The sequence below is a fragment of the Rhodococcus sp. 14C212 genome (genome assembly GCF_011058195.1).
GTDB lineage: Bacteria > Actinomycetota > Actinomycetes > Mycobacteriales > Mycobacteriaceae > Rhodococcus > Rhodococcus aetherivorans.
Window position 1 is genome coordinate 73,893 of record NZ_JAALEH010000010.1, and the last position, 21,293, is coordinate 95,185.

At 72.4% G+C, this 21,293-nt stretch carries 19 protein-coding genes and 1 tRNA gene; 9 read left to right on the forward strand and 11 right to left on the reverse strand.

Annotation, left to right across the window (positions count from 1 at the left end; genetic code table 11):
- Positions 1-65: 65 nt before the first annotated feature.
- The 4 genes from G6038_RS07465 to G6038_RS07480 all read right to left on the reverse strand — a co-directional run bounded on the left by G6038_RS07465 (position 66) and on the right by G6038_RS07480 (position 2,419).
- Positions 66-641: a PIN domain-containing protein gene (locus G6038_RS07465; RefSeq protein WP_165037069.1), complete on the reverse strand. Its 576-nt coding sequence runs from the start codon at positions 639-641 to the stop codon at positions 66-68.
- Between the two features lie 11 nt (positions 642-652).
- Positions 653-985, reverse strand: a complete 333-nt coding sequence (locus tag G6038_RS07470) for a helix-turn-helix domain-containing protein (RefSeq protein WP_165037070.1) — start codon at positions 983-985, stop codon at positions 653-655.
- Between the two features lie 44 nt (positions 986-1,029).
- Positions 1,030-1,665: a ScbR family autoregulator-binding transcription factor gene (locus G6038_RS07475; protein ID WP_029542131.1), complete on the reverse strand. Its 636-nt coding sequence runs from the start codon at positions 1,663-1,665 to the stop codon at positions 1,030-1,032.
- 160 nt (positions 1,666-1,825) lie between these two features.
- A complete protein-coding gene (locus G6038_RS07480) occupies positions 1,826-2,419 on the reverse strand; it encodes a TetR/AcrR family transcriptional regulator (protein ID WP_037201479.1) in 594 nt (197 codons plus the stop codon).
- 233 nt (positions 2,420-2,652) lie between these two features.
- Between G6038_RS07480 and G6038_RS07485 the strand changes: the two genes are divergently transcribed.
- From G6038_RS07485 to G6038_RS07510, 6 genes are all read left to right on the forward strand, one after another.
- A tRNA-Gln gene (locus G6038_RS07485) sits at positions 2,653-2,724 on the forward strand.
- 71 nt (positions 2,725-2,795) lie between these two features.
- On the forward strand, positions 2,796-4,274 hold the full coding sequence (glmU, locus tag G6038_RS07490) for a bifunctional UDP-N-acetylglucosamine diphosphorylase/glucosamine-1-phosphate N-acetyltransferase GlmU (protein ID WP_165037071.1): 1,479 nt from the start codon (positions 2,796-2,798) through the stop codon (positions 4,272-4,274).
- Entirely contained in the window at positions 4,271-5,251 is a 981-nt protein-coding gene (locus G6038_RS07495; RefSeq protein ID WP_165037072.1) for a ribose-phosphate diphosphokinase, read from the forward strand. Before glmU ends, G6038_RS07495 begins: the two co-directional genes overlap by 4 nt.
- Positions 5,252-5,304: 53 nt before the next feature.
- Positions 5,305-5,934: a DUF2461 domain-containing protein gene (locus G6038_RS07500; protein ID WP_165037073.1), complete on the forward strand. Its 630-nt coding sequence runs from the start codon at positions 5,305-5,307 to the stop codon at positions 5,932-5,934.
- A gap of 192 nt (positions 5,935-6,126) precedes the next feature.
- Positions 6,127-6,795, forward strand: coding sequence for a hypothetical protein (locus G6038_RS07505; protein WP_165037074.1), 669 nt, complete (start codon positions 6,127-6,129; stop codon positions 6,793-6,795).
- A 236-nt stretch (positions 6,796-7,031) separates the two neighbouring features.
- A complete protein-coding gene (locus tag G6038_RS07510) occupies positions 7,032-9,590 on the forward strand; it encodes a LuxR C-terminal-related transcriptional regulator (RefSeq protein WP_165037075.1) in 2,559 nt (852 codons plus the stop codon).
- 110 nt (positions 9,591-9,700) lie between these two features.
- On the opposite strand, the gene G6038_RS07515 is transcribed toward G6038_RS07510, so the two are convergent.
- Positions 9,701-10,342, reverse strand: coding sequence for a methyltransferase domain-containing protein (locus G6038_RS07515; RefSeq protein WP_100058496.1), 642 nt, complete (start codon positions 10,340-10,342; stop codon positions 9,701-9,703).
- A gap of 54 nt (positions 10,343-10,396) precedes the next feature.
- Here G6038_RS07515 and G6038_RS07520 point away from each other — a divergent pair, with 54 nt between their 5' ends.
- Positions 10,397-11,680 carry an MFS transporter gene (locus G6038_RS07520; RefSeq protein ID WP_165037076.1) on the forward strand — a complete coding sequence of 428 codons (1,284 nt, stop codon included), beginning with the start codon at positions 10,397-10,399 and terminating at the stop codon, positions 11,678-11,680.
- A gap of 4 nt (positions 11,681-11,684) precedes the next feature.
- On the opposite strand, the gene G6038_RS07525 is transcribed toward G6038_RS07520, so the two are convergent.
- The 6 genes from G6038_RS07525 to G6038_RS07550 all read right to left on the reverse strand — a co-directional run bounded on the left by G6038_RS07525 (position 11,685) and on the right by G6038_RS07550 (position 18,501).
- Positions 11,685-12,881, reverse strand: coding sequence for an MFS transporter (locus G6038_RS07525; RefSeq protein ID WP_346772768.1), 1,197 nt, complete (start codon positions 12,879-12,881; stop codon positions 11,685-11,687).
- A 79-nt stretch (positions 12,882-12,960) separates the two neighbouring features.
- Positions 12,961-13,917, reverse strand: coding sequence for an L-histidine N(alpha)-methyltransferase (gene egtD / locus G6038_RS07530; RefSeq protein WP_165037077.1), 957 nt, complete (start codon positions 13,915-13,917; stop codon positions 12,961-12,963).
- Positions 13,914-14,660, reverse strand: a complete 747-nt coding sequence (gene egtC, locus G6038_RS07535; RefSeq protein ID WP_165037078.1) for an ergothioneine biosynthesis protein EgtC — start codon at positions 14,658-14,660, stop codon at positions 13,914-13,916. Before egtC ends, egtD begins: the two co-directional genes overlap by 4 nt.
- Positions 14,653-15,948, reverse strand: a complete 1,296-nt coding sequence (egtB, locus tag G6038_RS07540; protein WP_165037079.1) for an ergothioneine biosynthesis protein EgtB — start codon at positions 15,946-15,948, stop codon at positions 14,653-14,655. The genes egtC and egtB overlap by 8 nt, the downstream gene beginning before the upstream one ends.
- Entirely contained in the window at positions 15,945-17,177 is a 1,233-nt protein-coding gene (egtA, locus tag G6038_RS07545; protein ID WP_165037080.1) for an ergothioneine biosynthesis glutamate--cysteine ligase EgtA, read from the reverse strand. Before egtA ends, egtB begins: the two co-directional genes overlap by 4 nt.
- Positions 17,178-17,256: 79 nt before the next feature.
- Positions 17,257-18,501, reverse strand: a complete 1,245-nt coding sequence (locus tag G6038_RS07550; protein ID WP_165037081.1) for an APC family permease — start codon at positions 18,499-18,501, stop codon at positions 17,257-17,259.
- Between the two features lie 45 nt (positions 18,502-18,546).
- On the opposite strand from G6038_RS07550, the gene G6038_RS07555 reads away from it, so the two are divergent.
- Both G6038_RS07555 and G6038_RS07560 read left to right on the forward strand, forming a co-directional pair.
- Positions 18,547-19,725, forward strand: a complete 1,179-nt coding sequence (locus tag G6038_RS07555) for an aminotransferase class V-fold PLP-dependent enzyme (protein WP_165037082.1) — start codon at positions 18,547-18,549, stop codon at positions 19,723-19,725.
- A gap of 89 nt (positions 19,726-19,814) precedes the next feature.
- Positions 19,815-21,284, forward strand: a complete 1,470-nt coding sequence (locus G6038_RS07560; RefSeq protein WP_165037083.1) for an FAD-dependent oxidoreductase — start codon at positions 19,815-19,817, stop codon at positions 21,282-21,284.
- Positions 21,285-21,293 lie beyond the last annotated feature (9 nt).

The following is a 21,293-nucleotide window of genomic DNA, read 5'->3' on the forward strand; positions in this document are numbered from 1 at the left end:
GAAGAGGACCGTCCGAGTCTATGCGGTGTCCGGTTCGGGCTGCCAGGACCACCGGGGGCGTCCGGTCACGGTCGGACCGGGTCCGCGGCCAGCAGATCGGCGCTGTTGTCGCCGAGATCGCGCCGGGCCCACGCGACCAGCCGGGACCGCAGGACGGCGTCGAGGCTCTCCTCGCCGGGCCCGAGCCACCGCCGTCGCGCCATCCGCAGCAGCACGCGCCGGGAACGTTGCGGCTCGGCGTCGAGCACGTACGCGACGAACGCGTCCGGCGTCTGCGGCTCGACCCCGGCCCGCTCGAGCGAGCGAGCGAGACCGGCGTCGGTGGTGACGACGACGTCGGCCTGCGCGAACAGCGCCACCGCGGTCAGGTGCGCGTCGCGTGGATCGCTGACGTACGGCACCTCCCGCAGCACCGTGGCCGGCCAGGTCACCCGGGCCTCCGGGAAGGCGGTTTCGAGTTCGGCGAACAGGAAGTCCCGCGCCGGGCGCGACATGTGCGCCGGCAGCCGCCGCTCCACCTCGGCGACGATGCCGTCGCTCCAGTAGGGCTGGAACAGCGCGTCTTCGGCCAGGGCGAGCATCACGTCGCGCACGCGTGGCGGCGTCAGCGCCGGCGCGTCGAGCACCGCTCGGATCGGCAAGTCCGTTCCCCCTAGAAGTCGTCGTCGTAGAGGCCGTCGCGGCGGCTCAGGTCGGCGACGGTGTCCAGGGCCCGGGTCCGGGTCTCCGCGCGCTGCTCGGCATAGGCGACGACGTCGGCGCGGCGGATGCGGCGGTGCAGGCCGCGGAACCGGGACGGCAGGGTGCCGTCGTCGACGAGGCGGCTCACGTGCCGGCGACCGACGCCGAGCACGTCCGCCGCCTGGGCGGTGGTGAGCATCGCCGGCACCGGGGTGATGGTGACGGCGGCGGCGGCGCCGAGCTCGTCCAGGGTGCGGGCGAGTGCCGCACCGGCCGCGTCCGCGTCGAACGGTCCCAGGGTCACGGCGGCGATCGTGTCAGGCGGAGACACCGAACGCAATCGCCCGGCTACACCCGTAGCCGGCGCGAGACGAACTGCCGGAAGTACTCGACCTTGTCGGCGGGCACCAGCGCGGGCACCAGCAGGCGCCACATGTTCTCGAGGTGCTCGACGAGCTCGTCACGACGATTCAGTGCCGCCGCGACCGCGCGAGCCCCGGTCAGGGCCTGCAGCACGAGCAGGCCCACCGCGTCCGGTTCGAGTTCCTCGCTCAGGTCGCCCTCCGCGAGGGCCCGCTTGGCGAGATCCTGCACCGTCGAGAGCCAGATCGCGAAGACCCCTTCCCCGGACCCGCGGTAGTCGCCGATCTCGATCACCAGCCGGAACATGGCGCGCACGATCGGATCGGCGCGGGACACATCGACCGTGAGGACCGACAGTTCGATCATGGTCTCGAGGGCGGGGGTGCGGTCGCTGATCGCGCTCAGCCCGGCCGAGCCCAGCCGGGCGAAGCCCTCGTCGATGACCGCGCGGGCCAGCTCCTCCTTGGAGGCGAAGTGGAAGTACAGCGCGCCCTTGGTGACCCCGGACTGCTGGATGATCTCGTTGAGGCTGGCGTTGGCGTAGCCGAGATTCATGAACACTTCCGCGGCGCCGCGCAACACGGAATCGCGCGTCACCTCGGCGCGAACCTGCCGGGCCATTCATCCCCCTCGATGCGGGCTCGGCGCCGCCCGGCGACCCGGACGATCGACGCCGATCGCCGCTCCGCTGGGTACCACGATCACCTCGCAATTGCTCGTCGAGTCGGCTGGGCAACGATACCACCTGGTAGGGGCGCGATCGGGAGTTCGCATCGCCCGGTCAGTCGGTCCCGAGCTGCGGATTCGCCTCCAGATGGGTGAGACCGTTCCAGCACAGGTTCACCAGGTGGGCGGCCACGACCTCCTTCGATGGGCTGCGCTCGTCCAGCCACCACGTGGCGGCCGTCGCGACCATGCCCACCAGCGCCTGCGCGTACAGCGGGGCCAGGTCCGGGTCGAAGCCCCGGCGGGAGAAGTCGCCGGCGAGGATGTGCGCCACCTGCCGCACCGCCTCGTTCAGCAGGGACGAGTACGTGCCCTCCTCCGCGGCGACCGGGGAGTCCCGCACGAGGATGCGGAAACCGTCGGTGCGTTCCTCGACGTAGGTGAGCAGGGCGAGCGCCACCCGCTCGACCCGGATGCGCGAGCGGTTCTGCGTCAGGCTCGCGCTGATCATCGACATCAGGGTCGACATCTCCCGGTCCACGACCACGGCGTACAGGCCTTCCTTGCCGCCGAAGTGCTCGTAGACCACGGGCTTGGAGACCTGGGCCCGCTGGGCGATCTCCTCGATCGACGCCGCCTCGTAGCCGCGCTCGGCGAAGATCGCCCGCCCGATCTCGATGAGCTGTTCCCGGCGCTGGGTCCCGGTCATCCGGACCCGGGGGCTGCGGTCGGCGTGGTTCTGCGACGGTTTCGACACGTGTACATCCTTTCCGGCACCCGGCCGGACCCGTGACACCGGAAAACACCGGGGACGACGCGCGGCGGGCTGCGGTCAGCCTATCCGTGGCGGCGACGCGCCCGGCCCCGCGTTCGACTCCGGGTGTGGCGGCATGCGAGGATCACAGACGCATGACCGGGGCGTCGGCGCCGGGAATGCGGCAGTCCGCCGTGGTGTAATCGGCAGCACCTCTGATTTTGGTTCAGATAGTTCAGGTTCGAGTCCTGGCGGCGGAGCAGGGCAGTCGGGGCCGGCGAGCTCCCCTGCCGGTGCCGAACCTGCGCATGTCGAACGTCGAGGGAGCTTCATGCAAGTGCAGACCGCAGTTGTCGTTCTGGCGGCCGGGGCGGGTACGCGAATGCGGTCCAAGACCCCGAAAGTGCTGCACACACTCGGTGGTCGCACGATGCTCGCCCATTCGCTGCACGCGGCCGCCGAGCTGGACCCGAGCCACCTGATAGTGGTCGTCGGGCACGAACGTGAGCGGGTTTCCGCCGCGACCGCCGAGATCGCCGAGACGCTCGACCGCAAGGTGTCCATCGCGATCCAGGACCGGCAGCTCGGTACCGGGCACGCGGTGCAGTGCGGGCTCGACGCGCTGCCCGGCGACTTCTCCGGCGTGGTCGTCGTCACCAACGCCGATGTCCCGCTGCTCGACGGCCACACCCTCGAGGCTCTGGAAGCCGAGCACCTCGCCGAACCGGCGCAGTCCGCGGTGACCGTCATGACGTTCCTCGCCGACGACCCCACCGGGTACGGCCGCATCGTCCGGAACGGCCACGGTGACATTCGCGAGATCGTCGAGGAGGCCGACGCCGACGCCGAGCAGGCTGCCATCAACGAGGTCAACGCCGGCATCTACGCCTTCGACGCGGAGTTCCTCCGCAGTGCGCTGACCCGGCTGCGGGCCCACAACGCACAGGGCGAGCTGTACCTGACGGACGTCGTCACGATCGCCCGGCAGGACGGCCTGCCGGTGTTCGCCGCCCAGCTCGCCGACGCGACGAAGGTCGCCGGCGCGAACGACCGGGTGCAGCTCGCGGCGCTCGCCGCGCAGTTGAACCGGCGCACCCTCGAGCACTGGATGCGGGCGGGCGTGACCGTGATCGACCCGTCCAACACGTGGGTGGACGTCGACGTCGTCCTCGCCCGGGACGTGACCCTGCACCCCGGGGTGCAGCTGCACGGCCGGACCGTGGTCGACGAGGACGCGGTGATCGGCCCGGACACCACGCTGACGAACGTGCGGATCGGCGCCGGGGCGTCGGTCGTGCGCACCCACGGGTCGGACTCCGTGATCGGCGAGGGCGCGACCGTCGGGCCGTTCGCCTACCTGCGGCCGGGCACCGACCTCGGCGAATCCGGCAAGATCGGCACGTTCGTGGAGACCAAGAACGCCGAGATCGGGCCGCACTCGAAGGTGCCGCACCTGACCTACGTCGGCGACGCCACCATCGGCGAGTACTCGAACATCGGGGCCTCGAGTGTGTTCGTCAACTACGACGGCGTGCACAAGTCGCGCACGGTCGTCGGATCCCACGTCCGGACCGGGTCGGACACCATGTTCGTGGCGCCCGTGACGGTCGGCGACGGAGCCTACACCGGCGCCGGCACGGTCCTGCGCCGCAACGTTCCGCCGGGGGCGCTTGCGGTGTCGGGTGCGCCACAGCGCAATATTGAAGGCTGGGTCCAGCGAAACCGACCCGGGACCCCCGCGGCCGAGGCAGCGTCTGCAGCACGGCAGCAGCAAGAGATCGAACGGCATAAGGACGGCCAGGACCAGTGACCTCCAATTGGATCGACAACCAGAAGAACTTGATGCTCTTCTCCGGCCGGGCCCACCCCGAGCTGGCCGAGCAGGTGGCGAAGGAGCTCGACGTCCAGGTCACCCCGCAGACCGCGCGTGACTTCGCCAACGGCGAGATCTTCGTGCGGTTCGAGGAGTCCGTGCGCGGCTCCGACGCGTTCGTGCTGCAGAGCCACCCGTTCCCGCTCAACCAGTGGGTGATGGAACAGCTCATCATGATCGATGCGCTCAAGCGAGGATCGGCCAAGCGGATCACCGCCGTCCTGCCGTTCTACCCGTACGCCCGCCAGGACAAGAAGCACCGCGGCCGTGAGCCCATCTCCGCCCGCCTGATCGCCGATCTGCTCAAGACCGCCGGCGCGGACCGCATCATCACCGTCGATCTGCACACCGACCAGATCCAGGGCTTCTTCGACGGCCCCGTCGACCACATGCACGCCCAGGGCCAGCTCGCCGAGTACATCCGCGACAAGTACGGCGTCGAGAACATCGCCGTGGTCTCCCCCGACTCCGGCCGCGTCCGCGTCGCCGAGAAGTGGGCCGACACCCTCGGGGGCGCCCCGCTGGCGTTCATCCACAAGACCCGCGACCCGCTGGTGCCGAACCAGGTCAAGTCCAACCGCGTGGTCGGTGAGGTCGAGGGCCGCACCTGCATCCTCATCGACGACATGATCGACACCGGCGGCACCATCGCCGGCGCCGTGAAGATCCTGAAGGAGGCCGGCGCGGGAGACGTCGTCATCGCCGCCACCCACGGCGTGCTCTCGCACCCCGCCTCCGAGCGCCTCGCCTCGTGCGGCGCCGAGGAGGTCATCGTCACCAACACGCTGCCGATCGACGATGAGAAGCGGTTCCCGACGCTCACCGTCCTGTCGATCGCGCCGCTGCTCGCGCGCACCATCCAGGAGGTGTTCGAGAACGGCTCGGTGACGTCGCTGTTCAACGGTTCCGCGTAGTCGCGGAAGGCGGTGTACTTTCGGACCGTCACCGGACCGAAAGGACACCCGGCATGTTCACCGGCTTCCCCGTTGCCGCCCTCGACTTCTACGAAGACCTCGAGGCGGACAACAGCAAGCCGTTCTGGGCCGCGCACAAGGGCGTCTACGACGACTGCGTGCGCGGCCCGATGCTTGCCCTGCTCGCGGAACTCGAACCGGAGTTCGGCCCGGGCAAGGCGTTTCGTCCACATCGCGACGTCCGCTTCAGCGCGGACAAGTCGCCGTACAAGACTCATCAGGGCGGATTCGTGCAGACCGGGCCCGGCGTCGGGTTCTACGTGCAGGTCGACGCCGCCGGGCTGCGGATCGCCGGCGGCTTCTACGCGGGCTCGTCCGCGCAGGTCTCCGCATACCGTGCCACCGTGGACGATTCGCGTCACGGTCCCCGGCTCGAGACGCTCGTGCGGCGGCTGCGCCGGGCCGGGTACGAGATCGGCGGCGAACGGCTGAAGACCCGTCCGCGCGGCGTCGCGGAGGACCACCCCCGTCTCGACCTGCTGCGGCACAAGTCCCTCACCGCCGCGCGGGAGCACCCGTCGCCCGACTGGCTCGACACGCCGCGCACCCTCGACGAGGTGCGCACCGCCTGGCGCGACGTCCGGCCGCTCGTGGAGTGGCTGACCGCCGCCACCGCCGCCTGAAAAGCGTTCGCATCGCGGTCGATTCCGAGCCCATCCGGCAAACCGATCGGTATGGAAAGTCGTGTGGCACAAGACTTTGCCGCCCGGACGCCGACGGTTAACATGATCTTCATCACTCCGACATCCCTCAGCCGCAGGTCGTGCAGGACCCACCCGACCGACCCGGCCGGCTCTGACTTAAGGTGGCTCCTCGTGATCGACGCTCAGACCCTCGAGGCCCCCACCGAAAACGCGAAACTCGAGACCGTCCGGCGGTGGAGGCCGGGGGCCTGCGTCTGGTGCGGCGACACCGATTCCGTCGAGGAGTTCCGCAACGAACCCCGTTGCGCCACTTGCCGCACGCACGAGTCGATCATCGACGAGGCGCGCAAGTTCGTCGGCATGTACGGCCTGCGTCCCATCGGCGGCACCCTGCAGTCGGACGACGAGGAGGAGTACGAGCACCGCAAGGCCGCCCGCGACTCACGCCGCGCCCTCAACGACATCCGGCTCGCCGAACAACCCGACCCCGCCCTCGTCCGCAAGGCCCTGCGCCCCCGCGCCGCCGCCGTCGTCGCCGAGACCGCCCCGGCGCGCCGGCCCTCCACCCCGCGCACGTCCTCGACGCGCCCGTCGCAGCGCGCCGCCTCCGAGCCGGCCTCCGCGCCGGTGCGCACCGGCGCCGTCGACGTCGACGAGATCCAGAACCGTGCCCTCGCGCTGCTCGACCAGCTCTCCGCGATCGACGCGCAGCTCGCCCTCGTCGCCGAGCAGTCCGGCCTCGCCGCCCGTGCCCGCCGCGGCGATCTCGAGAAGCAGAAGGCCACCGTCCTGCGCACCCTGGCCGCCCTGGAGAAGGCCCGGCTCAGCGCCACCCGATAGGGAACTTCTCGCCCCGAGGGGGAGGTTGTCGCGGCATCGTTCGAGTGCCGCAGTCGACAACCTCCCCCTCGTCGTACATATCACCCGGTGGGACTACGCATACCGGACATCCCTCCCCTCGATCCGTAAGAGACCAGGTAGTCTGCCCGTGCCGAAGGGTCTGTCGGGGACACCGGAGTATCGGTGGAGCCCGCACATGCAGGCTTGCGTGGACCGACCGATCGAGAGGAGTTGCCGTGAGTGTCCCCGGCGCCGGCCGTACGGGGGTACCGACGTGGCGGGCGCTGGCCACCGCGCTGCACCGTCCTCGCCTGTTCGAGATGCTCGACCGCGGGTCTGCACTGACGGTGGTCCATGCACCGGAGGGGTTCGGCAAGAGCACACTGCTCGCCACCTGGCTGCACGGCGGCGGCGCGCCCGGGCGCGACGTCGCGTGGGTGCCGGTGGCGACGGACGACGGGACACCGGACCGCATCTGGTCCGACGCGTGCGCGGTGCTGGGCGACCGTGTCGTGGGCGGCGACCCGGCCGAGCGGCTCGCCTCGGCCCTCGGCCGGACGCCGTCCCTGCTCGTCCTCGACGGGCTCCCCGGCACTGCGCTCGACGACCTGCTGCCGACGATCCGGCAGCTGCTGGATCGCTGCCCGTCCGTGGACGTCGCCGTCTGTCTTCGCGGCAGCACCACTTCCGCCACCGTGGCCGCGGCGGGCCTCGACTGCACGTTCGTCTCCGCCCACGACCTCCGGTTCACGCCCCGGGAGACGGCGGAACTCTTCCGCGCCGCCGGGGCGGAACTCGGGGCCGACGAGTACGGCGACCTGTGCCGGGCCCTGGGCGGGCTGCCACAGCTGATCTCGGGCGCTCTGAACGTCGCACGGCTGCACCGGGGCGCACCGGTCGACCAGGAGGGCCGGCCGTCCCCCGACCTGGCCGTCGCCATCGCCGGGTTCGCGTCCGGTCTGCTCGACACGCTCACCGCCGAGGAGCGGGCGTTCGCGATGTGCGTGGCCGCCGCCCGCGATCTCGACGCGGAACTCGCCGCCGAGCTCACCGGCCGGCCCGATCCGGCCGCGCTGCTCGACCGCCTCGAGGCGCGAGGCCTGCTCGTCGTCGACGAGGCGGACGAGACACGGACGTGGTCGTGGCCGTCGGCCCTGCGGTCGGCGGTACTGGAACAGGCCCGGCAGGAGGAGCCCGCACGGGTCGACGAGCGGATGACATTTCTCGCGCGCCTGCACCGGGACGCGGGCCGGCCGGCGCAGGCCGCGGTGTACGCGGCGGAGGCTCGCAACTGGACGATGGCCGCGGGCATCGTGGAGCGCAGCTGGGGCGAGATGGTCTCCGAGCACCTGGAGGTGCTCATCCTCGTGTTGCGGACGATCCCGGAGGACTTTCTCGAGGACCACCCGGCGGTGCTCGCCGGACGGGCGCTGTTCGTGCAGATGCTCGCCGACCACCCCATCCTGCGGGCGTCACTTCCGAACGAACCCGACGAGCTGCACACCCTCGGCGCCGGACCGGACGCCGCGAACGTCCTGCACCTGGCGACGGTGCAGTCGCTCGCGCTGCGTGTCGCCGGGGACTTCGTCCAGGGCGCCGACTGCACGCGGCGGCTCGAGCCGCTGGTACAGAGCATGCTCATGCACCAGCCGGACAACATCACCCCGCAGTTGCCGCTGCTGCGCGTCCAGTGGGCGATCACCTTCCAGCTGGTCGCGGAGCTGGCCGAATCCAACCGGCAGTTCGAGCTGGCCTACCGCGGCGGTGTCGCCGCGGACACCCCTTACATCGTCCAGAACGCCGCGGGTAGTTCGGCGCTCAACTGGGCTCTGGTCGGCGACGTCCCGCGCGCCCGCCGATGGCTCGCCCGGGAGGCGACGACGGAACCGTCCGACGGGCTCTTCGGCGAACTCGTCAAGGTCGGCGGCCGGGTCGCCGCGGCCCTGACCCACCTCGACGCGCTCGACGTCGGCGCGGCCGAGTCGATGATCGAGCTGCTCGGCGTGCCCAGCGATCGGGAGGAGCTGTGGGGGTTCGTCGCCTACGCCCACGCCCAGCACGCCCTGCTCACCCTCGAGGCGTACGCGGGTCTGACGTGGTTGCACCACACCGTCGCCGGCCACGCCCACCGGCACGGCGACGGCGCGTTCTCCCGGACGCTGCTCACCGCGACGGAGATCGACCTGCACCTGGCTCTCGGCAACGGCAACCTGGCCCGCGCCGTGGCGGACCAGGAGCCCCGGCACCATCCGATACTCGTCGTCTCCGACGCGCGAGTGGATCTGCTCGGTGGGAGTCCCGGCCGGGCCGCCAAGAAGCTCGCGCGGGTGTCGTGGCCGGACTGTGGATTCCCGCGGGCCCATCTCGAGGCGTTGCTGCTGGACGCCGCCGTGCAGCTCGATCTCGGCAATCCCCGGTCCGCGATCGTGTGCTGGGAGCGCGCCTGCACGCTCGCTCGGACGCTCGGCAATCGGCGCGCCTTCACCACCGTGCCGGACCGGCATCGGCGAGAGCTCGTCGAGCGCAGCGGTATTGCGGTGCCGGACGGTTCCGTCGGGGCGGTGTTCCCGGACGAGGTCGTGCGGGTCGAGCTGTCCCCGCGGGAGAGGCAGGTGCTCGCGTTGCTGGCCGACGGATCACCGCAGAGCGAGATCGCCCGGCTCCTGTTCGTCTCCCCGAACACGGTCAAGACGCAGCTGCGCAGCATCTACCGCAAGCTCGAGGTCCACACCCGGGTCGAGGCCATCACCCGGGCGCGGGAGCTGCGGCTGCTTCCGGTGACCGGTGATCTCTAGGCGCACCTCCGCGCTGGTTCCGGTGCCGACATCCCTCCCGAACCGAGCGAATGTATCGCTCATCTCCTCAGATCGACGCGATGGCACGTTCGCTCGGCTCGGGGGGGAGGTCACGCCGGTTTGTGCGCGAGCACCCGGAACACGATGCCCATCCGCCCGGTGCGGTGCACGTCGTCGACGACGAACCCGGCCTCGGTGAGATAGGGGGCGGGGTCGCGGAGCAGGTGGTCGGCGCCGAAGCGGATGCTGAGCGGCTCGATGCCCCGCTGCAGGGCGCGCAGCGCCCGGTTCGTCGACGGCCCGTGCTCGGCGAGGACGACGCGGCCGCCGGGGACGAGCACGCGGTACGCCTCGGCGGCGGCGCGGGCCGGGTCGGGCACGGTGCAGAACGTGAAGGTCGAGAGCACGGTGTCGGCGCTCGCGTCGGGCAGGTCGAGAGCCTGTACGTCGCCCTCCCGCAGTTCGACGCGCGGATCGGCGGCGGCCTTTGCCCGGGCGAGTTCGAGCATCCTCGGTGAGATGTCGATGCCGACGACGTGCTCGACCTCCGGCCCGTACAGGGGAAGGTTGAGCCCGGTGCCGACGGCGAGTTCGACGACGCGGCCGCGGGCCTGCGCGGCCGCCCAGTGCCGGGCCGGCCCGAGGATCAGCCGCTCGACCAGGCCCATGCCGCGGTCGTAGTTCTTCGACATCTCGTCGAAGATCCGCGATACGCGGGCGTTCTCGTTCTCGACCTTCTCCGAATCGGTCACCGTGCCTCCTCACCGATGGGTCACCGCCGACGTTACCGGCGTACCCTCCCCGCTGTGACCGAACCGATCCCGGAACAGCGCCGCGTCCTGACCGTGCTGGTGGTTGCGCAGACCCTCAGCGGCGCGGGCCTGGCCGCCGGCGTGACCGTCGGCGCGCTCCTCGCGCAGGACATGCTGGGCAGCACGAGTCTCGCCGGGGTGCCGAGCGCCCTGTTCACGATCGGGTCGGCGGCCGCGGCCGTCGCCGTGGGGCGGATCTCGCAGCGCGCCGGGCGCCGCGGGGGCCTGACGTTCGGCTACACCACAGGCGCGATCGGCAGCGCGGGCGTGGTGGCCGCGGCGGCGCTCGACACCGCGGTGCTGCTGTTCGCGGCCCTGTTCGTCTACGGAGCGGGCACGGCGACGAGCCTGCAGGCGCGCTACGCGGGCGCCGACCTGGCGGCCCCGGCGCGCCGAGGCCGCGCCGTGAGCACGGTGCTGGTGGCGACGACCCTCGGGGCGGTGGTGGGCCCGAACCTAACCACCGTGATGGGCGACGCCGCCGAATCGTGGGGCATTCCCCGGCTGTCCGGGCCGTTCGTGCTCTCCGGCGTCGCCTACGGTCTCGCCGCCGTCGTCCTGTGGGTGCTGCTGCGCCCGGATCCGCTCCTGCTCGCCCGCAGCCGGGCCGCCGCGGAGGCCCTGAGCGGCACCGCCGCGGAGACCCTGAGCGGCACCGCGGGCGAGGATCCGACGCCGGCCGGCGACACGCCGGCGCCGGACCGGCAGTGGACCCCCGCGGTGACCGCCGGGGCCGTGGTCATGATCGTGACGCAACTCGTGATGGTGGCGGTGATGACGATGACGCCGATCCACATGCGCGATCACGGGCACGACGTCGGCGCGACGGGCGTGGTCATCGCGATTCACGTTGCGGCGATGTTCCTGCCGTCACCGATCGCGGGGATGCTCGTGGATCGGGTCGGGCCCTACCGGGTCGCGGCCGCCGCGGGCCTCGTCCTGCTGGCCTCCGGGGTGTCCGCGGCGCTGGCCCCGCCGCACTCGGTGGCGGCGCTCGCGTTCGCGCTGGGGCTGCTCGGCTTCGGGTGGAGCCTGGGCCTGGTGAGCGGCACCGCGCTCGTCACCGATGCGGTGCCGCTCGAGTCCCGCGCGGCCACGCAGGGCACCGCGGACCTGTTCGTCGCACTGGCCGGGGCGGGCGGCGGTCTGGGTTCCGGGCTCGTCGTCGCGGCGGCCGGGTTCCCGGCCCTGGCGCTGACCGGTGCGGCGGTCTCGCTGGCGATCCTTCCGGTCCTCGCGCGACGGTCCGCACACGCCGCGCAGCCCGCCGTCCGCTAGCACCTCAGGCCGGCACGGCGACGGCCCGTCGTGCCACCCGCAGATCCGCCACCCACACCAGGGCGGTCACGACGGCCGCCGCGACACCGAACAGGCACACCCCGGTCCAGCCGGCGCTCGTCCACGCGACCGCGCCGAGCGCCGAGCCGGCAGCGGCGCCGATGAAGTACGTCGTCATGTACACCGCGTTGATACGGGAACGCGCCGTGGGAGCCAGCGCGTAGACGATGTTCTGGTTGCTGATGTGGATGGCCTGCAGCGCCAGGTCGATCGCGACCATCCCGATCAGGAACCACGCCAGCGAGTACGCGCCGGCGGCCAGCGCGGCCCAGGACGCGACGAGCACCGCCGCGCCGACGCCCGAGGTGAGCTGCGCGAGTCCACGATCGGCGAGGCGGCCGGTGACGTTGGCCATCACCGCGCCGGCCACCCCGGCCAGGCCTACCAGCCCGATCTGCACCTCGTCGAAACCGTAGGGTTCGCCGGCCAGCAGGAACGCCATCGTCGAGAACAGGGCACTCACGGACGCGAACGACAGGGCGCCGAGCAGCGACCGGGTGCGCAGCCGCGGCTGGGTGCGCACGAGGGTCCCGAGCGAACGCAGCGTGGTCCCGTAACCGATGCGCTCGGCGGGCCGCGACGTCGGCAGCACCCGCCACAGGGCCAGTGCGACCACGACCATCACGGCGGCGCTCACCCGGTAGACGGTGGCCCACCCGCCGACGCCGGCGAGAAGCCCGGCGACGCTTCGGGCGAGCAGGATGCCGAGCACCAAGCCGCTCATCACCGTCCCGACGGCCTGGCCGCTGTGCTCCGGCGTGGCCAGGGTCGCGGCGAACGGCACCAGCACCTGCGCGGCCACCGAGAACAACCCGGCGATCGCCGTGCCGACGGCCAGCACCGCGATGCTCGGGGCGAAACCGCTGAGCGCCTGGCCGGCCGCGGCGGCGAGCATGAGCGCCACCGTGAGGCGGCGCTTGTCGAACATGTCACCGAGCGGCACCAGGAACAGCAGGCCGAGGCCGTAGGAGACCTGGGCGATGGTGACGGTGGCTGCGGCGGCGGAGTGGGAGGTGCCCAGGGCGGCGGCGATCGAGTCGAGCAGGGGCTGGTTGAAGTAGTTGCCGCCCACGCACAACCCGGTGGCCGCCGCCATCAGCAGCAGCACGGGGGTGGTCAGCACGGGCCGGGTCGACGTCACGTCTGCCAGCCTCGCGCGGCCGGGCCGGTGCTGTCCAACCGGCTTCCTGACGTCCGCGGCCGGACCGCCGGTGCGCGACTCAGCCGCGGCTCGCGCCGATCAGCGCGAACCTCCCGTCGGGATCGATCCACTCGCGCCGGACGACGAACCCGGCGTCGGTCAGTTCACGGCCCATCCCGTCGAGACGGAACTTGGCGGAGATCTCGGTGCGCAGCTGCTCGCCCGCCGCGAAGGAGATCTCGAGATCCAGCCCGGGAATTCGGACGGTCATGGGCTCGGTGGCCTCGAGCCGCATCTCGATCCACTCGTTGATCGGGTCCCACACGGCGACGTGCCGGAACTTCCCGGGTTCGAAGTCCGCACCGAGCCGGTTGTTGAGCACGTTGAGCACGTTGCGGTCGAATTCCGCGGTGACCCCGGCCGCGTCGTCGTAGGCCGGCACGAGCACGTCCGGATCGGTGACGAGGCCGATGCCGAGCAGCAGCCACTCCCCCGGCTCGAGCACGGCGGCGAGATCGGTGAGGAACGCGGCGCGCTCGGCGGGCGCCAGGTTGCCGATCGTGCCGCCGAGGAACGCGATCATGCGGCGTCCGCCGCCGGGCAGGTGCGCAAGCGAGCCGGTGAAGTCTCCGACGACGCCCCGCACCGTCAGGTCCGGGTACTCGGCCGAGAGCCGGGTCACCGCGGGCTGCAGGGCGGCCTCCGACACGTCCTGCGGTACGTACGTATGGATGTAGGGTCGCAGCGCATCGAGCAGGATCTCCGTCTTCTCGGAGGAGCCCGACCCGAGCTCGACCAGCATCTCGGGACGGGCCTCGTCGGCCAGTTCCGGTGAATGCTTCTGCAGCAGAGCCCGTTCGGTGCGCGTGGGGTAGTACTCCGGCAGGCGGGTGATCCGGTCGAACAGCTCGCCGCCGCGCGCGTCGTAGAGCCAGGTCGGCGAGAGCCACTTCGGCGACGACGTCAGCCCGCGGCGCGCGTCGGCCCGCAGCGACTCGTCGAGCTGCTCCGGGGTCAGGTACACGTCCACCGTCATGAAACGGCCACCTCCATGGGGGACACGATGAGGTGTCCCGGTCGGGCGCTGACCAGGTGCCGGTCCGGCACCTGACGCCAGCGCGGATCGTCGTCGTACGGTTCCGAGGACACCACGGCGACGTCCTCGTCGACGAGGGTCCACAGCGAGTGGTACCAGGCTGTCGCCCACAATCCGGAACCGTTGCCCAGCAACAGGTTCAGGCGCGAACCCGGGGCGACCGCGAGCACGTCGTGCACGAGCCGCATCAGCGCCTGCTCGGGCCGCGAGGAACGCAGCCGCGAGTACAGCAGCAGCCACAGCGCGGCCGCGTCGGTGGGCGACTCGAGCTGCAGCAGTTCGGCCACCGGCAGGCGCTGGGCCAGCGAGACGAGCGAACCGGGCCATCCGCGGACCAGCCCGTTGAGGCTGAACGCCCAGCCGTCGCGGGTGAACGGGGCGCAGGCCGAGCGCTCGACGGGCATGCCCTCCGTCGCCGAGCGCAGCGACGCCATGACGGCCCCGGCGCTGATGTGCGAAAGGCCTTCGGCGACAAAGGAGTCGGACCAGATCGGAGCGGGGTTCCGGTAGCGGCCGAAGCCGTCGGCACCCCACCAGGCCACCCCGAACCCGTCGGCGTTGATGGTGCCGCCGCCGCGCATGTCCTTCGGCGCCCACGACTGGCGCATCAGCGACCGGGGTCCCTCGGTCACCAGGGAACTCACCGAGCGGACCGGCCCGAGATATCCCAGGTGTCTACACATCCGGCACGTCCCGCGCGCAGCGGAAGCCGGCGAAGATCTGCCGGCGGATCGGCAGGTCCCAGTTGCGGAAGGTGCCGCGGCAGGCCGCGGGGTCGGTGCCGAACGAGCCGCCGCGCAGCACCCGGAAGTCGCCGCCGAAGAACACCGCCGAGTACTCCCGGTACGGGAAGGCGGTGAACCCGGGGTACGGCTCGAACCCCGAGGCCGTCCATTCCCACACGTCGCCGATCAGCTGGTGCACGCCGAGGCGCGACGCACCCGCCGGATAGGCGCCGGCGACGGCCGGCTCGAGGTGCCGCTGGCCGAGGTTGGCGTGGGCCTCGGTCGGTTCCTCGTCGCCCCACGGGTAGCGCCGGCTCGCGCCGGTCAGCGGGTCCCAGCGGGCGGCCTTCTCCCATTCGGCCTCGCTGGGCAGCCGGCGCCCGGCCCAGCGGGCGAACGCCTCGGCCTCGTGGAAGCACACGTGCACGACGGGCTCGTCGGGATCGAGCGGCACCACCGCCCCGAACCGGCGGCGCCACCACGCGCCCGAGTCGTCGCGAGTCCAGAACTGGGGGGCCTCGAGACCCGCCTGCTCGCGGTGCACCCATCCCTCCGGGCTCCACAGTTCCCGGCGGGCGTAGCCGCCGTCGGCCAGGAACTCGAGGTAGCGCCCGTTGGTGACCGGCACCGTGTCGATCGCGAACGCCGGCACGTACACCCGGTGCGCGGCGCGCTCGTTGTCCAGCGCCCACGGATCGGTCGAGGTCCCCATCTCGAACTCGCCGCCCGGGATCAGCACCTCGTCCGCGGCCGGCGACTCGGCGCGCCGCGGCGACGGCGGGGCGCCGAGCACGGGCGATCCCGCCCGCAACTGGTGCGTGGCCAGCATCGTCTCCGCGTGCTGTACCTCGTGCTGGACACTCATCGCGAAGACGAATCCGTCGCGGGTGAGGTCGGTGTCGAATTCGCACTGCGCCAGCACGTCCGCCGCCCGCGCGCGGACCTCCGCCGCGTAGCCGCGCGCCTCCGCCGGCCCGAGCAGCGGCAGCGCCGGACGGTCCGCGCGGGGATGCCGGAAGGCGTCGTAGAGGTCGTCGACATCCGGGCGCACACCGTCCTGACCGCCGGCCGCCCGGAGCAGCCAGCGTTCCTCCTGGTTGGCGATGTGCGCGAGATCCCACACGAGGGGGCTCATCAGCGGGGAATGCTGGGCCGTGAGCTCCGCGTCGTCGATGTCTGTCAGCGCGAGGACCCGTGCCCGCGCGCGGGCGAGATCCCGGCCGAGCCGGGTACGCAGACCGCTCACCGGTCCTGGACCTCCGGGGTGCGACCGCGGCAGCACCGCGCCGCCGCCGCGTCCAGCACCGTGGTGAACCGCATGTCCGGCGACGCCTCCGCGGCGAGGGCGAGCAGTCCGACCGCCGCGGCCCGGATCTCGAGGTCCGCGAGACCGAACTCGGCGGCCTCCTGCCAGCGGTCCACGACGGGTGCGGCGACGGCCAGGGCCTCGTCCATCACGGCCGGCGAGGTGAGCAGCGCCTCGACCGCGGCGACCGGGACCTGCCAGAGGGCACCCGGCTGGGCGTCGATGTACCGGACCTCGAGATGGCCGGCGGGACGCACCGGCGGGAACAGGGTGGTCAGGTGGTAGTCCAGGTCGGCAACGGTGGGCCGGCGCCCGATCTCGTCGTCCAGATCGCCGCGGAGCCAGTCCGCGAACGACGCGCCCGGCGGCGCATGCCAGTCCCCGTCGGACGCGCGCACGCACAGCAGCGGCGCGTCGAGCGCCCAGGCCGGATAGTGCGCCGGATCGGGGACGGGCGTGGTGCGGTCGACGTCCAGCGCCAGCCAGGTCCGCATCCGCTGCGACGCCCAGGTTCCGTCCGGGGCACCGCGCAGCGAGGGGGAACACGCGAACGCGGCCACCAGCGCCGGTCCGACGGCGTGCAGCACCCGCCACCGGCGGGCCAGCTCGTCGTCGTCGGCGCCGGCGTCGACGCTCACCTGAGTGGCGGCGGTGCTGTTCATCATCAACCGGCCCAGCGGCCCGATCCGGTCGAACCGCAGCTCCATCGCGCTGTAGCGGGGGGTGCGCAGCAGCCGCTGCGGTGGGCGCAGTTCGTCGGCGGCCGCGTCGATCATGTCCACCGACCGGCGCGCCAGCAACGCGCGGAGCATGCGCGCATCGGCGGTCAGACGGTCGCAGACCTGCCGCGCCGAGCCACACGGCACGCTGGACAGTTCGACCTGCCCGCCGGGCTCGAGGGTCACGGCGCTGCCCGACGGCAACGGCCGCGCCGAGGAGCCGGGAGCCAGCTGCCGGGGGGCGTGCGGACCGAGGGCCTCGAGGATCGCCTGTAGCTCCGGACGGGCGCTCGTGCCGTCGGCCCGGGCGGTGAGCCATTCCAGTTCCACGCCGATCAGCCGCGGCGGCCCGAAGCGGAAACTCACCCTCCGCACATGCAGTTCGGCGGCGGTTCGTGAGGCGATGCCGGCGTCCGCGCGCGGCACCGCCGTGTCGACTGTGATCACCACTCGGTCCGCCCCTCCCTCGCCTGTGGGCCAGCTCACGGACGAGCCTAACGTCAACCGGCGACAGGATGCGGGTGAACGCTCACGGCACGGCCCGGCGCGTCGCCCGTGCGAGGACACCGACCGCCAGCACGGCGGCGCCGGCCCCGACGGCGGCCGGCGGCAGCGTCAGCGTCAGCACGACGCACCCGACGGCACCGATCACCTGCAGGAATCGGGGGTAGCGACGGTGCTCGTCCCGCTGGGTGAAGGCGGACAGGTTCGCGACGAGGTAGTACACGAGCACCCCGAAGGATGAGAATCCGATCACTCCGCGCAGATCGACGGTCGCGACGAGCAGGCACACCACCGCGGCGACGGCGAGTTCGGCCCGGTGCGGCACCGCGAATCGCGGATGCACCGCCGCCAGCGGCCGCGGCAGATCGCCCTGCCGCGCCATCGCGAGTGCGGTGCGGCCGACGCCCGTCACGAGGGCGAGCAAGGCGCCCAGCGACGCGAGCGCGGCCCCGGCCACCACGACGGGCGCCGCCCACGCCCAGCCGCCCGCCCGGACCGCGTCGAGCAGCGGCGCACTGCTCGACGCCACCCGGTCCGGCCCGAGGCACGCGAGCAGGGTCACCCCGACGACGGCGTAGAGCAGCACCACGAATCCGAGGGCGCCGACGATCGCGCGCGGGATGGTCCGGCGCGGCTCGCGCACCTCCTCACCGAGAGTGGCGATCCGCGCGTAGCCCGCGAAGGCGAAGAACAGCAGACCGGCCGCCTGCAGCACCCCGTACGCGCCGCCGCCGACGGGGCCGAACGGATCGGCGGGCTGCGCCCCGGGCCCGGCCCAGCTCGCCGTCACCGCCACGGTGAGGGCGACGAGCACCAGCGCCACGATGACGCGCGCGAGCCGGGCCGTGCGGGTGATGCCCCGGTAGTTCACGGCGGTCAGGGCGAGGACCGCGGCGACGGCGACCGGCCGCCGCCACGGTTCCGGCACGGCGTAGGCGGCGAAGGTCAAGGCCATCGCCGCGCAACTGGCGGTCTTGCCGATCACGAAGCCCCAGCCCGCCACGAAGCCCCACCACGGTCCGAGCCGTTCCCGGCCGTAGACGTAGGTGCCGCCGGACGTCGGGTACTGCGCGGCGAGCTGCGCCGACGACGTGGCGTTGCAGTACGCCACGACCGCGGCGAGGGCCAAGCCGACGAGCAGGCCCGCGCCGGCCGCGGCGGCGGCCGGCGCGAACGCCGAGAACACCCCCGCCCCGATCATCGCGCCGAGTCCGATGGCGACGGCGTCGCCGGTGCCGAGCCGGCGTTGCAGGGATTTCGATTCGCTCACGTATACATTCCAAGCACGCAGACATGAACGGGAGGTACGTCCTCGATGCTCGACCTGCAGCGCGCCCGTCGGGACACCCCCGGCTGCTTCGACCGGGTCTTCCTCGACAGCGCGGGCTCGTCGCTGCCGCCCACCGCGGTGCTGGAGACGACCGTCGCGCACCTGCGGCGCGAGGCCGAGGTCGGCGGGTACGTCGCCGCCGCCGAACGCGCCGGCGACCTCGCCGCGGTGAAGACCTCGATCGCGCGACTGATCGGCGCGGAGGCGTCGTCGATCGCGCTGGTCGAGAGCGCCACCCGGGCGTGGGCGAGCTTCTTCTACTCGGTGCCGCTCGGTGCGGGCGACCGGATCCTGCTCACCCGCTCCGAATACGCCAGCAACGCCGTCTCCGCGCTGCAGCGCGCCCGCGCGACGGGCGCCACGGTGGAGACGATGCCCACCGACGCCCTCGGCCGGATCGACGTCGACGCCCTCACCCGCACCCTCGACGAGCGGGTCAAGCTGGTGTCCGTCGTGCACGCCCCGACCAACGGCGGACTCGTCAACCCGGTGCGGGAGGTGGCCGACGCCGCGCACGAGGTCGGCGCGCTGGTACTGCTCGACGCGTGCCAGTCCGTCGGCCAGCTGCCGGTGAGCGTGCCCGAGTTCGACGTCGACGCCCTCTCCGCGACCGGTCGCAAGTGGCTGCGCGGGCCGCGCGGCACGGGCTTCCTCTACGTCCGCCCCCGGCTGATCACCGAGCTCGAACCGGCCGTGCTCGACCTGCACAGCGCGCAGTGGACGGCCCCGGACGAGTACCGGCTCGCCGACGACGCGACGCGGTTCGAGCTGTGGGAGACGAACGTCGCCGCCCGCCTCGGGCTCGGGGCCGCCGTCGACTACCTGCTCGACCTCGGTGTCGATGCGGTGACCGAGGCGGTCGCCTACCGGGCCGAGCACCTGCGCGACGGGCTGGGCCGGATCCCCGGCGTGGCCGTGCGCGACCTCGGCAAGGAGCACAGCGGCATCGTCTCGTTCACCGTCGACGGCTGGGATCCGGCGCACCTGCGGGAGACGCTGGCCGCCGAGGCGATCACGGTCACGGTCAGCGGGCGCGGCTCGACGCTGCTCGAGATGTCGGCGCGGCGGCTCGAGTCGGTGGTGCGGGCCTCCCCGCACTACTTCGTCTCCCCCGCCGACGTGGACCGGTTCCTGGCAGCCGTGCGGTCGCTCACCCGCTCCTGACCGTCCCGGCAACCGGGACAGCCGGTACCGCTCCTCCAGGTCGCGCGGTCAAGGTGTGCGAATCCCCGCACCACTTCGAGAGGATCGCGATGACCGAGACCAGTCCCGTCCGTCCTGTTCCCGTCGACCGGATCCCCGCCTGGGATCTCGAGGCCGACGTCGTGATCGCCGGATACGGCATCGCCGGTGTCTGCGCGGCCGTCGGCGCCGCCGACGCCGGAGCCGACGTGCTGGTGCTGGAGCGCACCGGCGGGTGGGGCGGCGCGGCCGCCCTCGCCGGCGGGTTCGTCTACCTCGGCGGCGGCACGGCCGTGCAGCAGGCCTGCGGGTTCGAGGACTCGGTGGACGACATGCGCGCGTTCCTGACCGCGGCACTCGGACCGGGCGTGGACGAGGAGAAGATCGCCGCGTACTGCGAGGGCTCCGTCGCGCACTTCGACTGGCTCGTCGGGTGCGGGGTGCCGTTCAAGCACGAGTTCTGGGGCGAGCCCGGGTGGGAGCCACCCACCGACGCGGGCCTGCAGTACACCGGCGGGGAGAATGCGGCGCCGTTCCACACCGTCGCCCGGCCCGCGCCGCGCGGTCACGTGCCGCAGATGAGCAACAAGCGCACCGGCGAGCAGGGCGGCGGCTACATGCTCATGAAGCCGCTCGCCGAGAAGGCCGCCGCGCTCGGGGTCCGTGCCGAGTACGACGTGCGGGTGCGGACCCTCGTCACCGATGCGTCCGGACGGGTGGTCGGGGTGCTGGCCAAGCGGTACGGCACCGACCTGGCGATCCGGGCGCGCCGTGGGGTCGTTCTCGCCACGGGCAGCTTCGCCTACAACGACGACATGGTGCGGGCGTACGCGCCGCACCTGGTGGGCCGTCCCGCCGCGTCGATCGAGGAGCACGACGGCCGGGCGATCCGGATGGCGCAAGCCCTCGGTGCAGACCTCGCGCACATGAACGCGACCGAGGTGGCGTTCTTCTGTGATCCTCAGCTGATCGCGCGCGGAATTCTCGTCAACGGGCGCGGCCAGCGATACGTGCCCGAGGACACCTACCCGGGCCGCATCGGTCAGCTGACCCTGCTGAAGAACGACAACGAGGCGTTCCTCGTCATCGACGAGGAGTCGTACGAGGCGGGGATCGCCGCCCCGACGTCGTCGGAGCAGCTGCGGCATCAGCCGAAATGGGTGTGCGGGACCGTCGCCGAACTCGAGGCCGAGATGGGTCTGCCCGAGCAGGCGCTGCAGTCCACGGTGCAGCTGTACAACCGGCACGCCGCACGGGGCGAGGACCCGCTGCTGGGCAAGAAGCGCGAATGGGTGAAGCCGATCGGCTCGCCCGTCGCGGCGATCGACCTGCGCGGCATGACCGGCGGGTTCACGCTCGGCGGCCTGCGCACGAGCCTGGACTCGGAGGTGCTGCACGTCGACGGCGCGCCGATCCCGGGGCTGTTCGCGGCGGGACGGGCGGCGGCCGGACTGTCGGCGTGGGGATACTGCAGCGGCATCTCCCTGGGCGACGGCAGCTTCTTCGGCCGGCGGGCGGGCACCACCGCCGCCGGCGGCTGAGCGCAGGGG